We start from the raw sequence: 13,875 nt of genomic DNA, 5'->3' as shown, positions 1-13,875 counted from the left end.
GCGGTGAGCTGGTGGCGCAGTCCTATTCCGCAGGCTCAGCCCGCCTGAGCGTTGTCCCGGAGCTGGCGCGGGACTTCCTCACCAGCCTGCGCACCGAACTGCAGCGCATCCGCGCCACCTTCGGGGTGCAGGTCATCCCGGATCTGAGCGGGTTCACCACCGAGCTGCGGACGCGGCTGTCGCGGATGCGCAACCGCACCGTGAAGGTGCAGGTGGAACCGGATCTGACCGGGTTCGCCGCCCGGTTGAATACCGCGTTGGCGCCGTTCCGCAACCGAGTCATCCGTGTCCGCATCGAGATCGACCAGTCCCAGCTGCTGCTGTTGCTGCAACTACTCGCACAACTGCGCGGCGCGACGGGACCGGCGGGGATGTCGATGGGACGGCTCGGCTCAGCGATGACCCTGGCATCAGCGGCGGCTGGTGCGTTGAAGGTGGCGGTACTCGGGCTGGTCCTCGGGTCGCTGTTCCCCCTGGTCGCGGTTGCCGCACAAGCCGCGGGCACCCTCGGGTTGTTACCCGCTGCCGCGGCGGCCGCGGCAGCGGGGATTGCGACCATCGCTGTCGGCGTGACTGGTGTCCGAGATGCGTTCACCGCCGCCAAGCAGATGTCGGAGACCGCGGGCCAAGACGCCGAAACCCGCACGAAGGCGATCGCTGCCGCCCAGCGCAGCGAGCAGCAGGCCACCAAAGCGGTCGAGACCGCACGTAAGGCACTCAACACCGCCTACGCCGAGGCGTCGAAACGGTTGCGGGACTTGGAACTGCAAGCCCGCGGCGCCGCCCTCAACGAAGGCGACGCCCTGCTGTCGATCGCTGAAGCGCGCCGCGATCTGGCCAAGCTGCAATCGACCGATCCGCTCGAGTATGTGCGCGCCAACCAGCGCATCGCCGACGCCGAACAAAATCTCCTGGAGACGCGGGCGCGGCGCGGGGATATCGACGAACAACTCGCCGACGCCCAGGCCAAGGGCATCGAGGGCAGCGACGAAGTCGTCACCGCCCGCGAAAACCTCGCCAGCGCCGAAACCCAGCTCGCCGACGCCCAAACGGCAGTCGCCGACGCCACCGCGCAAGTGTCGTCTGCTACGGAGGCATTCGAGCGGGCGATGGCGAAACTGTCCCCGGCAGCCCAGGATTTCGTCACCAAGATACGCGGGCTCGGCACCGCCTGGACCGGGTTCCGGATGGCGGTGCAGCAGCCACTGTTCGACGGCCTCGGCGATTCGGTCGTCCGCCTCGCCGATGCCCAACTAGGCCGCGTCCGTGACGGTCTCGCGGGTATCGCGGGCGCGATCAACGCTGGCCTGCGTCGTGTCCTCGATGATCTGTCGACCCCGGCGACGGGGGACAAACTCGAGAAGATCTTCGTCAACGCCCAGGCCGCGATCGGCCCGCTGATCGACGGGGTCAACGACCTGGTGCAGGGGCTGTTGTCCCTGGCTGGAGTCGGCTCGGAGTTCCTGCCGGATGCGAGCAAAAGTTTCGCCGAGGCGATGGCCAGCTTCCGGGCCTGGGCTGAAAGCAGTGACGGGCAGCAGAAGTTCAGGGACTTCCTCAAAGATTCCCTCGAAGCGTTGGTCCGTATTTGGGAGCTGGCGAAATCGATCGGCAAGGCCCTGGCCGGGCTGATCACCACCGCCGAGCCGTCAGGGGAGTCGATGATCGATTCCCTGGTGCGCAACCTCGACCGGTTCTCTACCTGGTTGAACTCACCCGAGGGCCGCCAGGCGCTGAAAGACTTCTGGGAAGACGTCCGCACCACCGTCACCAACCTCGCCGGCCTCGCGGTCTGGATCGGACGTGCCGCCGAGAAACTGTATGAGTTCTTGGATCTGATCCGAGACATCTCTGGGATCAACATCTTTCAGGGCGCACTGTTCACTCTGATCGAGAAGCTGGGCGAAGTGCCGGAGGCGTTCGAGCGCATCCGCGAATGGCTTGAGGATCACCTGCCGGTCTCGCTGTCGGGTGCTTCGTTGAACCTGACCGGGTTCGGGGACTCCCTCGACGCCCTGCGTACTCGGGTGGCGGGCATCGTTTCCGGGATCGGGGACGCCTGGGACGGGTTGCGCGAGAAGATGGCCACACCCATCAACTTCGTGATCGAGCACGTCGTGAACGGCGGCTTCCGCAACGCCTGGAACGCGATCCGCACCGTTATCCCGGCCCTGCCGGAGTGGACCGGGGACGTGCCACTCATCGAGCTCGCCAAGCGCGCCACTGGTGGACCTGCCACCACGCAGGGCAGGGTCACCGGGCCGGGATCACGGACCTCGGATTCAGTGCCCGCCCTGCTGTCGCGCGACGAACACGTGTGGACCGGCGACGAAGTCGACGCTGTGGGTGGACACGGCGCGATGCTGCGCATGCGCGGTGCCGCACTGGCCGGGCGGCTACCGCGGTTCCGCGATGGTGGCGGCCTGTTCGGATCCGTCGCCGACTGGGTGGGCGACCGATTCGCCTCGGTCACCAGCGCACTGCGCGGCAAGATCGCCGAGCTGTTCCTCACCCCAGTCCAAGCCCTCGCCGACGCGATCCCCGACCTCGGAGGCGGGATCGGGCAACTACCCCGCGCGGTCCTGCAACAGGTCACCGACTCCGCCACACAGGTGATAGCCGGTCGGACAGCGAATGTGTCGGCCGGAAGCGGTTCGCGCAGCGCCGCACTCCCACCGGGCGAGGCAGTGCAGCGGTGGCGGGCGATGGCCATCGAAGCCCTCACACGGGAGGGCTTCGACCCTGGCCAGGTCGACATCATGCTGTCGCAGATCCAGTCCGAATCCGGTGGCAACCCCGATATCGCGCAGCAGATCGTCGACATCAATGGCACCGGTGAATCCGCGGGTGTTGGGTTGTTGCAGATCATTCCGGGAACCTTTGCCGCACATCGTGACCCGAGCTTGCCAAACGATCGGCGTGATCCGTTCGCGAACATGGTCGCCGCCCTGCGCTACTACAAGTCCCGCTACGGCATGGACCTATCGGCCATGTGGGGACACGGCCATGGTTACGACACCGGCGGCATGTGGGAACCCGGCACCCTCGGCTGGAATATGTCGGGCAAGCCCGAAGCGGTCCTCACCAATGAGGAATGGCGCTGGTTCCGTGAGCTGATCGATTCCCTCGCCCTCCCCGTGCCGGGCCAACAACAACCGGGATTGGCCGATCCGGCCCGCAAGGGTCTGGGGCTGGATACGTGGGAATCGCTGGGACAGAAGGCATCCGACGCGTTCACCAGCGCGGGCAAGAGCTTCCTCGACAGCCAGGTCGATGACGCGCTGTCGGTGATCGGCGCTCCGAACCTGCTGAATTCGGATCGGGTCCGGGCGCTGGATGACTACGGCCGCGCCTACGAGGTGTTCGAGGCCACCAAGGCCGCCCGCGCGGCCGGGGCCGCCGACTACCAAGCGTTGATGAACCAGGTCGCGCCGCCACCGGCACCAACCCTCACCCCCGCCGCTGCCGCGCCGGTATCGAACATCGACAACTCCACCCACATCACCGTGCAGACCCGCGACGTGGACGAAGGTTACCGGCGTGCCCTGCAGATCGCGGACCTACGCGCGCTTCAGCACACGGCCAGGAGGTGACATCACCTGTGGTGCACCCCGATTCGGTCGCTGTCGAGGTCTTCGGCGTCGACGACTCGCACTGGATCATCAACGGCCCCGACGCCGACCGCGACGTCATCACCATGGCCACCAGCCCGAAGGGCATCAACGATGCACCGGTCACCACTTCCTACAAATCCTCGGTCTACCAACGTGGCGCGACCTACCAGGGCAAACGCTATCTCAAGCGGGATATCACCTTCGCGGTCAACATCCACGGCACCGACCCCGAGGAATGGGAACAACGCGACTCGAGGTGGCGCAACGCCTGGGACTACGAACTCGACGCCTGGGACCCCGACGCCACGCTCACGAAAATGCAGATCAGCACCGACCGCTCCACCCGCTGGCTCTGGCTGGCCCTCGATAGAAGTATCGAGTTCGAGTCCGAACGTGACCCGCACCTGTTGCGGAAGTCGGTGGTGCCGATGGCTGTCACGGCCGCGCAACCGATGTGGGAGGAACCCGCGAAGGTCACTTTCTGGGAAACCGGGGAAGGGGCGAGTGAGGGGTTTATCGAGGTGTCCAACCCCACTGATCTCGAGATGGCGCAGAAGTGGGTGCTCACCCGCGGCCGGTGGCGAGTCCCGGACGTGTCCTGGCGCGGTAAGAAGTACCAGCGCGCACCGGGCGGCCCCTACGCCAACCGCATGATCACCCTGCCGATGCTCGGCGATCGCGAAGGCGGTGCCCGCATCGACCTAGACCCCGCACGTCTGTATGTGCGAGACCTCAACGGCACCAACCTCGTCGGCCGCCTCGGCGGGCTGCACTTCATGCACCGCATCCCGCCGCGCACCCCACCGACCTTGCTGCCGATCAGCGTCGAAGACGCCCCGACCGGTGGTGCGCGGGCGGAGTTGCACCAGCCGCGCCTGTGGAGCCGGGCATGGGGGCTGCGGTGAGCGTCGACCTCGACTCGATGTCCCTAGCTGAGCAGTGCGAGGCCATCTGGGAAGCCACCCTCGCCGCCGAACGCGCCGACGACCAGGAACGCCGGTCGCAGCCGTTGGTGCGGTTGTGGGACGGGCATTGGCGTCTGGCCGGGCTCGTCTGCTCGGAATACCGCGCCGAATTCACCTGGATCGACAACGACACCGGCACCGCGCTGGTCGAAATCCCCCTCGATGACCCGCTAGCCAGGTGGGTGTGGCGCACCCGCGCTCGCGTCGATGCCGGTGAGGGCCGCAACATCCACATCACCTGCGACAAGGCCCCGGGCTCCCGGTGGTCCGGGCGTCTGCACGACCACTCCATCGAACGACGCGCCGACGGCACCCAAGTCCTGACGCTACGGTTCGTCCACGATTTTCAGCACCTCAAGCACTACCTGATCTGGGCAAACCCCTTCTTCGACGCCTCAGTTCAGATCCCTCGCGTGTTCGGGCCTGTCCCTGGTCCAGCGCGGTGGGCATTGAAGCTGCCGCTGTTCCTGAACGTTCTGCGTGAGCAGGTGCAGCAGCACGGATGGCAGCTGCCCGATGATCCCCTCGATCCAGCCTCCTGGCTGGGCGCGGTCGGGCTGGACATGTCGCAATGGTCGGTCGTCGTCGCCCCGACCAGCTTCGCCGAAGACCTCGCCGCCGGAACACTCTGGGCGACACCGCATTCGCGGTTCAAGTACTGGCACGACATGGCCCGCGACATCCTCGAAGACGCCGAACTATCAGTACGCTGCCGCCGCTGGCTCGAAGGCGACCCACCCCCATGGCCCGACGCACCACAGCTGCGCCACGGGGTGCTCGTCATCGACATCGTGAACACCTCCGGCTACTACAGCGACACCAGCAACGGCGGCAACCCCTTCGACGGCCTGGCGCGCACCGTGGCCAAGTTCAGTGAGGATTTCATCGACAGTGTCGAGGAAGCGATCACCGACCCGGTCATTCCCGCCGACTATTTGATTCCCGGCGTGCGCCGCACACAGGTGAGCACGCCGTTCGCGGTGTACTTCGACGGCCCCGACACCGGCATCGAGACATCCAAGTTCACCGAGACCGCCTCCACCGCAGTGCAGGTCGTGACCGGAGGATCCTCGATGCCGGGGGTTGTGGGTGCCCCACCCCCTGACTGGGGTGGGGCACCCACAACTCGAACCTGCCGACGAAACCATCTCCGCCGGGGTCCAGATGGCCGGCGATCTCCTCGCCGCCGCAATAGTGCTGCCCCCGGTCGGCGGAGCCACCGACGCCATCCTCCGCCCCCTCTACCAAGGGACACTGCTCGCCTGGCACGCAGTCAAATCAGCCGCACGAGAACATAATTCGGGATGGTCTCGGTTCTTCGAGTACATGGCCGACTCGCCCGGGCGTGCCTACACCATCGCGGCGATGATGGCCCTACGCAAGGGCTTCCACGACACCAGATCCTGGTTCTCCCACGAAATCACCGTTCGCGATGGCGCACCGTATGTCATCGGTGAAGACGGGCACTGGTTCCTCGGCGACCGTATCGGCGCCACCGCGCCAGGTGATGACACCTCCACCATCCGCATCGACCGCGTCCGCGAACTCACCCTCGCCTGGGACCGCGACCAATTCCCCGAATGGCGACCTGTCATCGGCGACCCCACTGGTAACAAGGACCGCGGCCAACGGACCTTGGACATGGTCTCCGATCTCGTCGCTGGCGTACATGAACTGGGGGTGCTGGCTTGAGTTCGGACGGACAATTCCCCACCCGCGACAACTGCGACCCCACCGATCCCGAAGAAGCGTTCCTGTGGATGCTCGTCGGACTACCCGGACTCAAGGGCGCGCCCCTGATGCTGCCGATCCAGCACCTGCGGGCAGTCTCACGCCGATTGTGGGACTGCGGCGCTCGCCCAGTCGAGGATCCCGTCATCAAATACCGGCCGCCACGTGCCGGTGACCCACACTGGCTGGTCTCGCCCGGCACCTGGGCCGATATCGAGGACCCCGACCCCGAAGACGTCTTCGATGTCCGACAGTTCGTGGCCGAGCTGCCGCTGCGCCAGCGTCAGCAACTGGCGGCCGCGCTCGGGCTGACCGGCACCGTTCCCGACGAGCCGCCCGCACCGATGCTGCCGGTCACCACGGCAGTGTCCGACGAGGCATCGGCATCCAACGACCCACCACCACTGTTCGATCCGACCCGCCGCAGCGTCAAAGCCGTCCTGGCCTACCTGCGCCGCGCCGACCCCGACGAACGCGACCGGGTCCTGGCCATCGAAGCCCATCTCGGCAAAGCCCGCCCGGCGATCCTGTCCCGCTACCAGCGCGCCTGACACGGGACTCCACGCCAAGTCCCTCGATCCCCTCGCCACTGTCCATCCGGCGCGGCCCAACTCCGATCGAAAGGAGCGCCGAGTGACCGAATTCGGCATCGATATCAGCAACCACCAAGGCGCATTCGACTTCGCCCGCGCGGCTGCCGAAGGCATGACATATGCGACCCACAAGATCTGCGAGGGAACTTGGCAGGACCCCTTCTGGCCGCGAGCCCGCGAACAGATGCCCGCTCACTTCGAATTCTGGGGCGGCTACGTCTACTCCCGCCTGGGCACTGACCCCGGATTCGAGGCCGACGCGGTCGCCACATACGCCGACACGTCGGTGCGGATCCAGATCGACTACGAAGACCTCACCGGCACGCCAACCCTCGCAGATCTCCTCGCGCGAGCGGAAGCACTCGCCGCTCGCGGGTTCGAGTTGCTGCCGGTGTATCTGCCGCGCTGGTACTGGCGCGACCACATGGGCTCACCCGACCTCACCGAATTGCCGGTGCCGATCTGGAACTCCTCCTACGTCGATGGCACCGGCACCGCCGCTCAGCTTTACCCCGGAGATGACCACTCCGGATGGAAACCGATGGGCGGCAAAGACATCGCCATCCTCCAGTTCTCGGCCACCGCCACCATCGGCGGCCAACTCATCGACGTCAACGCGATCCGCGGCGAGCGAGACCAACTCGCACGCCTGTTCAGGAAGGAACCCGATATGCAGCTCACCGACATGATCACCAACAAAGACGGCAACGAAGTCACCGTCGGCGAACTACTGGCCAGCATCGACCTACACGCATCCTGGGTCGTCGACCAACTCGCCGGACCAGACTCGCGCCGCCAATCCGGCCCCGACCTGAACCCCACCGGATGGCCCCAGCTCGACGGCAAATCGGTGGTCGACTCGGTCGCGGCCGCACACGACAAGATCGACACCGTCACCACCGTGCTCGGCGAGCTCCAGGACAAGATCCAGACCGTCCTCGAACACCTCGACACCGACCCGTCTATCGGGCGTCACCGCAACCAATAGCCGATGGGATGGCTCACCGCAGACCTCATCCAAGCCCTCGGCGTCGCGGTCGCCACCGTGATCGGCGCCGTCACCGCCCGCCAAGCCGGGGAGGTCCGCAAGCTCCGCACCCGGGTCACCGAGCTCGAACGCCAATCCCGCAGCGACGGCGAGCGATTCCGTGACGCGCTGCGGTTAATCCGGCAGTTGCTGCGCCACAGCGACGAACTCACCGCCCAACTGCGCCAGCATGTGCCCGGCGTGGAACCACCGGATACCCCGACCGATCCCGGCGTGGCTCGAGAACGAACTGTGACTGCGACTGGTGACTACTCCAGACAAGCCGACCCCCGAGGGATCCTGGAACCTCGGGGCGTTTCGGCGTTTCCAAGACCAATCACCCGAAGACGCCAAAGCCGCCATCCGCTCCGGCGTCATCGGAGCGTTCACCAGCGCACAGGATGTTCACCGCCGCGAGGTTCGCCAACCCATCCAACAACGCCCTACCTACGACGAAATCCCCACCGACATCCCACTATGGGCCAACCTCACCGCCACCGACGACACCACCTTCCCCCTCGCCCTCCTTGCCCGACAACCCGACGGGAACGGCGTTCTCAACGAGCCACCGTTCTACCAACCCGCCACCGGCGCAATCGAAATCGGCATGATCCGCACCACTCGTGACCGCGAATACCGGCAAGTCGGACTCATCATCGGCCCCGCCGGATGGTCATTCATCAACAACGCGTTCGTCGTCATATACAGCCTCGATCAGAACAGCGGCGACCTGACGCTGATCTGGGACAGCGGCGACGTCAAGAGTGTCCTCAACGCCGCTTCCACCCAATACCGCTTCGACATCCCCACCATCCAGGCCCGCCAAGGTGACATCTACGGCGTCGGATTCCTCGCCAACTACATCGGCATCGGATACAAACTCGCCACCGTAGCCCGCTGGGTCATCAACCAACCCTGGGGAACCGAACCCCGCCAGCCCTACTACTGGAGCCGCGGCACCAACGGCGGCGGCGAAGGACCCGGCTATGGTGCCCCACCACCATTTATCAGCGCCGCCAACTGCGGCACTAACCACTGGTGGCCCTGGCTCCTCCTCGGATAGGAGCACACCATTGCCCGACTACATCGGCTACCGCCCCCACAGATACACTCTGATCCTCAGCCGCGGTGCCGCATTCACCCAACGCTTCGAGACCTCCAATACCCTGCTGTCCGAGGGCACAACGTCCTGGATCGACATCTACAACACCGACGACGAACTCCTCACCACCTGGAATGCCACCACCATCAGTCCAAACGGCGTGGAATACCAGATTGACCCAGACCACACCGAAGTAATTGGTAGCCGAGCCCGTGCCAGCTACAACCTCTACCTCAATTACCCGGGCACTCGGCTGCCCTACTGCTGGTTCCGCGGACCAATCCTCCGCGAGCACTAGAAGCCCACCCTCCATGGCGTTCGGCTGAGGTCACCGACCGGATTCGGCTCCAGCCATTGTCGTGGGCAAGACCGGGAAAGATCGATGTCCTTGACCGACCGAACTATTCGCGCCGCCGCACCTACTGTTCCAGCCCTGCGCCCGGATCTACCCTCTGCCCCATCGCTGATCACCACCGCTCCGGAGACAACGGTGATACGGGGCGCACTTCCGGACGCCAACATATCGAGCGGCGCAGGGGATGTCGCTGTCGGCAGTGACAGCCAGCTCCGCCACCATGCCATCCCTCGCAGGGGCGATCACCACCCGCCGAGCGCTTGCATTCGGTGAGTCTGGAATGCGTTGCCAACCCTCGCAGGGGCGATAAGGACATGCAGCAGCAGGTTGGCATGGGCTTCGGCACTGTCGCGTTGCCAACCCTCGCAGGGGCGATGAGGACGCGCCACCGACCGAGGAAACCGTTCCGCTGGTCATCGCGTTGCCAACCCTCGCAGGGGCGATGAGGACAGGTTGGTCAGGTCGATCCACAGCGGCGTCACGAGTTGCCAACCCTCGCAGGGGCGATGAGGACCCGCGCCGAGATCTCCGAGATCGATCGGCAGATCGCGTTGCCAACCCTCGCAGGGGCGATGAGGACACGGTGATAGGCCTCGACCAGTGCTGCCACGGCCTGTTGCCAACCCTCGCAGGGGCGATGAGGACGCGACGCCTACGACCGGCGCATAGCGGCACTGCAGTTGCCAACCCTCGCAGGGGCGATGAGGACCCGCACGGTGGCGCTCACCCAGGGCGGCGGACCTGTGTTGCCAACCCTCGCAGGGGCGATGAGGACAAGTAGTATCCGCTTTTCTCGAACGGCAACGTAGATTGTTGCCAACCCTCGCAGGGGCGATGAGGACCTGAAACACATGCCAACCGCGCCAACCGTGTACCAGTTGCCAACCCTCGCAGGGGCGATAAGGACCGGCGGGTGTGGCCGCCACCTCTCTGGAAGTCCATGTTGCCAACCCTCGCAGGGGCGATGAGGACCCCAGCACTGACCACGCCCGCGCTGCGCATCTCCGCGTTGCCAACCCTCGCAGGGGCGATGAGGACATCCGGGCCGCGTTCTCGACCCTGCGCACAGACAAGGCGTTGCCAACCCTCGCAGGGGCGATGAGGACGCCAGGGCGCCGCCGTCGTGCACGTCTATGTCAGTGTTGCCAACCCTCGCAGGGGCGATGAGGACGCGGTGGATCGCGCACAACCTCGCGCTCTACGAGTTGCCAACCCTCGCAGGGGCGATGAGGACCTCATTGTCGGCGTACCGAATCCCATGTCCGGTATCGGGTTGCCAACCCTCGCAGGGGCGATGAGGACAGGCATTCCGGGAGATGTTCGACCCGCCCCGCGAGTACGTGTTGCCAACCCTTGCAGGGGCGATGAGGACACGGCTCGCCCAGCACGTCCTGGTGGACCGCGACGCGTTGCCAACCCTCGCAGGGGCGATGAGGACCCGGACTTTTACCAGCGCTGGCGTCTACACGTATGCGTTGCCAACCCTCGCAGGGGCGATGAGGACGTCATTCGGCCGCCTCCACGCTGGCGACGATCGCCTGTTGCCAACCCTCGCAGGGGCGATGAGGACCGCTCGAATCCGTGCAACGCGCTTTGGTGTCCACAAGTTGCCAACCCTCGCAGGGGCGATGAGGACGCGGGCCTGACGCTCGGCGATCAGCTCAGTCGTGGTTGCCAACCCTCGCAGGGGCGATGAGGACACGGGGCCGGCAACTTGGCCGCGGCATAGGCTTTGAGTTGCCAACCCTCGCAGGGGCGATGAGGACTTCCGGTCTCACCGCGAAGCCGCACGCGCCTTGGTGTTGCCAACCCTCGCAGGGGCGATGAGGACCGGTCAGCGATGCGTCGTACGCGGCGGCGTCGGGTTGCCAACCCTCGCAGGGGCGATGAGGACGCGAACTTCTCCGGATCCGGCTGCGGCGGCGATATACGCGTTGCCAACCCTCGCAGGGGCGATGAGGACACGGCCACAACGGCGCGACCCGTCTCGTCTGGACGTTGCCAACCCTCGCAGGGGCGATGAGGACCGGATGCCCGTACTCCTACCGCAGCCGGTCAGGTGTAGTTGCCAACCCTCGCAGGGGCGATGAGGACGCGTCACTTGCGCAAGATGGCCCACCTAGCGCTCGGGTTGCCAACCCTCGCAGGGGCGATGAGGACCCGAACTGATACCAGCCAGATTCGTTGTCTACGCCAGGTTGCCAACCCTCGCAGGGGCGATGAGGACCCGGGAAACTCGTTACGGATGAACGCGGATGCGTAGCGTTGCCAACCCTCGCAGGGGCGATGAGGACAAGCGCTTCCTTTGGGGTCGGTTATCCGGATTCGATTGTTGCCAACCCTCGCAGGGGCGATGAGGACGCAAACGCTACGGCCGCCGCCTGGTGGCCTTCTTGTTGTTGCCAACCCTCGCAGGGGCGATGAGGACCGGTCGGTGCATGGCTGGCGCGCAACCAGAAGACCATGTTGCCAACCCTCGCAGGGGCGATGAGGACTGTGCTCGTGGTGTGGGAGCCGTCGCGAATCACCCGGTTGCCAACCCTCGCAGGGGCGATGAGGACGTGAGCGGGGTGGCGTTGGTGGTGTCCGACCACAGAGGTTGCCAACCCTCGCAGGGGCGATGAGGACCCCAAGGTAAAACCGCTGGTGGTCGGTCCAAATTGTGGGTGTGCTGAAGTCGTTGGGTCAGCGGACCCTCGGTTGTGCACAGGTGATCGGCGTGTCGCTGTAATGATCTTGGTCAGAGAATTGTGGAGGGTGCTGGCTGCTCGATGCCCCATGATTCACGATGCGGGGCTGTGCCCGGTGGGTAGGTGTAGATCAGAACGCTGTCGTGGCTGGGGTCGATCGCGGTTTCGACGGCGGTTTTGAAGCGGCGGTATTGAGCGGCGCTGAGAGATCCTTCGAACACGCTGCGTTGCACATGGTGCAGGTATCGTCGACATGTTTTGAGGATCATGGGATTCCGTTCGGCTGCGGTGTCGTAGACCACTACCACGTACATGTTTCACCACCAGATCCGGAATGGTGTGTACGGGGTGTGTTCGAGTGCGGTGCGGGTGAGTTTGAGTGCTTCGAGGTAGATCAATTCGTCGTAGGCGACCTTGCGGTTGAGGCTTCGATGTTGGACGGTGGTGCCGAGTTCGTCCCGGACGGTCTGCACGATGAGTTTTCGTCCGGCATCGCTCAATGCCGTCTGGTCGACTGCGCTGTCGAAGTGGTGTGATGTCAGCTGGCCGCGGGTGGCCAAGCGCAACAGGAGTCGTTCGGCGAATAGCGGTTTGAAGACTTCCGCGAGGTCGAGGGCCAGTGAGTGACGTTGACGCTGCATGCTGCTGTGCAGGAAAGCGATACCGCTGTGCAACGGCGTCAGTCGTATCGCGGTCAGCGTGCGGGCATAGGTGATGCCGTTGACGTAGCTGATGAAGGCGTTACCGGCGTTGCGCGGTGGGCGTCGGGTCCGGCCCTTCAGCTGTAACCAGTCGGGCAAACGGGTATCGAGGACTTCCCATGCACTACGGCGGAAGGTGCCTTCGGCGCCCATGAGCTGTTCGCAGGTCTCGGCCTGCCGCACTGACGATTCCAGTACTTGCAGTGGATGAGCCAGCAGTGGCCGGTCGATCACTCTGCGGACGTTGAATGCGGTCGCTCGAACGATCTGTCGGGCGATATCGAGGCTGGCTGTGGTGTCGTTGGCAAGCTGTGCCTGCGCGAGAACGGTTTGTCCTGAAGTGCTTGTCTCCGCGGTGAGAATCGATCCGGCGTAATCGCCGTAATGACTCAGCAGGTGGATGTCGATGCGGTGGGTGTTGAGCAGGCTGATCACTGCGGTATTGAGGTCGACTGATTCGCAGGCGACGATATCGGCGACGTCGGTGATCGGGATGTGGATCGGTTTGCTGTCGAGGCGTTCGATGACCAGTGACTGGTCCTTGCGGCGGATGCGGCACGGCGTTGTGAGCCAGTAGGTTCGTGTTGCGGCAGGCATCTATTCGGTCCAGCAGTATTCGAAGTAGCTGCAGCCGTGGCACTTTGACTGCGTAAGTCGCGGAGGCGAGTCGGTTGCGGTGACGACTTGCAGTGCGGATCGGATGTCGGTAGCGGCTGCGTCGGCTTCGACCTGGCCGAACAGGATTCGGACGGTGCGCCGCACCTTGGGGTATTTGAGGATCGCGCCCTGGACGTCGATCCCGATTTGGTCTAGCCGGTAGCAGTAGTGCACGGCTTGGGCGCGGTCGGCTGATGTCGGGTGGCTCGACGATTTGACCTCGTGTACCCAGTGGTGTCCGTCGAGGTGATCGAGCTTGGCTGCACCCAGGTCGATGGGATGACTTCGGGGATAGGAGGTGTCGTGTATCGCTTGCCCGAGTTGTACTCGCTCGCTGAGGGATTCAGGGCGAACGCCGCGGGTGTAGAGCCATAGTTGTCGTGGGCAGTGGTAGAGGTACTTGATGTGGACGCCGCCGATGTCGTCTGCGGTGATCATCG

General features: G+C 65.0%; 11 protein-coding genes and 1 CRISPR repeat array. Of the genes, 8 read left to right on the top strand and 3 right to left on the bottom strand.

Annotated features, from left to right (window positions below; genetic code table 11):
* The first annotated feature begins 11 nt into the window (after positions 1-11).
* The 8 genes from ACQP2D_RS23000 (at position 12) to ACQP2D_RS22965 (ending at position 9,330) form a co-directional block, all read left to right on the top strand.
* Positions 12-3,593 (top strand): transglycosylase SLT domain-containing protein, encoded by a 3,582-nt coding sequence (locus ACQP2D_RS23000; protein ID WP_433677973.1) that lies wholly within the window; start codon positions 12-14, stop codon positions 3,591-3,593.
* Positions 3,590-4,519, top strand: a complete 930-nt coding sequence (locus ACQP2D_RS22995; RefSeq protein ID WP_433677972.1) for a hypothetical protein — start codon at positions 3,590-3,592, stop codon at positions 4,517-4,519. The genes ACQP2D_RS23000 and ACQP2D_RS22995 overlap by 4 nt, the downstream gene beginning before the upstream one ends.
* Positions 4,504-5,877, top strand: a complete 1,374-nt coding sequence (locus tag ACQP2D_RS22990; protein ID WP_433677971.1) for a hypothetical protein — start codon at positions 4,504-4,506, stop codon at positions 5,875-5,877. Before ACQP2D_RS22995 ends, ACQP2D_RS22990 begins: the two co-directional genes overlap by 16 nt.
* 28 nt (positions 5,878-5,905) lie before the next feature.
* Positions 5,906-6,271 (top strand): hypothetical protein, encoded by a 366-nt coding sequence (locus ACQP2D_RS22985; RefSeq protein ID WP_433677970.1) that lies wholly within the window; start codon positions 5,906-5,908, stop codon positions 6,269-6,271.
* Positions 6,268-6,861, top strand: a complete 594-nt coding sequence (locus ACQP2D_RS22980) for a phage gene 29 protein family protein (RefSeq protein ID WP_433677969.1) — start codon at positions 6,268-6,270, stop codon at positions 6,859-6,861. The genes ACQP2D_RS22985 and ACQP2D_RS22980 overlap by 4 nt, the downstream gene beginning before the upstream one ends.
* 82 nt (positions 6,862-6,943) lie before the next feature.
* Positions 6,944-7,891: a hypothetical protein gene (locus ACQP2D_RS22975; RefSeq protein ID WP_433677968.1), complete on the top strand. Its 948-nt coding sequence runs from the start codon at positions 6,944-6,946 to the stop codon at positions 7,889-7,891.
* Between the two features lie 304 nt (positions 7,892-8,195).
* A complete protein-coding gene (locus tag ACQP2D_RS22970; protein ID WP_433677967.1) occupies positions 8,196-8,993 on the top strand; it encodes a hypothetical protein in 798 nt (265 codons plus the stop codon).
* A gap of 10 nt (positions 8,994-9,003) precedes the next feature.
* Complete coding sequence (locus ACQP2D_RS22965; RefSeq protein WP_433677966.1) at positions 9,004-9,330, top strand: LtfC-like domain-containing protein; 327 nt, start codon at positions 9,004-9,006, stop codon at positions 9,328-9,330.
* 276 nt (positions 9,331-9,606) lie between these two features.
* Positions 9,607-12,015: a CRISPR direct-repeat array (repeat unit 30 nt; unit sequence GTTGCCAACCCTCGCAGGGGCGATGAGGAC).
* 112 nt (positions 12,016-12,127) lie between these two features.
* Here ACQP2D_RS22965 and cas2 read toward each other — a convergent pair.
* The 3 genes from cas2 to ACQP2D_RS22950 are packed head-to-tail and all read right to left on the bottom strand — an operon-like array spanning position 12,128 to position 13,873.
* Complete coding sequence (cas2, locus tag ACQP2D_RS22960; protein ID WP_433677965.1) at positions 12,128-12,391, bottom strand: CRISPR-associated endonuclease Cas2; 264 nt, start codon at positions 12,389-12,391, stop codon at positions 12,128-12,130.
* A 3-nt stretch (positions 12,392-12,394) separates the two neighbouring features.
* On the bottom strand, positions 12,395-13,375 hold the full coding sequence (cas1b, locus tag ACQP2D_RS22955; RefSeq protein ID WP_433677964.1) for a type I-B CRISPR-associated endonuclease Cas1b: 981 nt from the start codon (positions 13,373-13,375) through the stop codon (positions 12,395-12,397).
* On the bottom strand, positions 13,376-13,873 hold the full coding sequence (locus ACQP2D_RS22950; RefSeq protein ID WP_433677963.1) for a CRISPR-associated protein Cas4: 498 nt from the start codon (positions 13,871-13,873) through the stop codon (positions 13,376-13,378). It abuts the gene before it with no gap.
* Between the last annotated feature and the right edge of the window lie 2 nt (positions 13,874-13,875).

Source organism: Nocardia sp. CA-119907, from assembly GCF_050955995.1.
Taxonomy (GTDB): domain Bacteria; phylum Actinomycetota; class Actinomycetes; order Mycobacteriales; family Mycobacteriaceae; genus Nocardia.
This window is presented reverse-complemented; position numbering and strand designations above follow the sequence as displayed.

Excerpts from the sequence above, each read along its gene's own strand:
- cas2 (WP_433677965.1), bottom strand. The coding sequence starts at position 12,391 with ATGTACGTGGTAGTGGTCTACGACACCGCAGCCGAACGGAATCCCATG.
- ACQP2D_RS22985 (WP_433677970.1), top strand. The coding sequence starts at position 5,906 with ATGGCCGACTCGCCCGGGCGTGCCTACACCATCGCGGCGATGATGGCC.
- ACQP2D_RS22990 (WP_433677971.1), top strand. The coding sequence starts at position 4,504 with ATGGGGGCTGCGGTGAGCGTCGACCTCGACTCGATGTCCCTAGCTGAG.
- cas1b (WP_433677964.1), bottom strand. The coding sequence starts at position 13,375 with ATGCCTGCCGCAACACGAACCTACTGGCTCACAACGCCGTGCCGCATC.
- ACQP2D_RS22950 (WP_433677963.1), bottom strand. The coding sequence starts at position 13,873 with ATGATCACCGCAGACGACATCGGCGGCGTCCACATCAAGTACCTCTAC.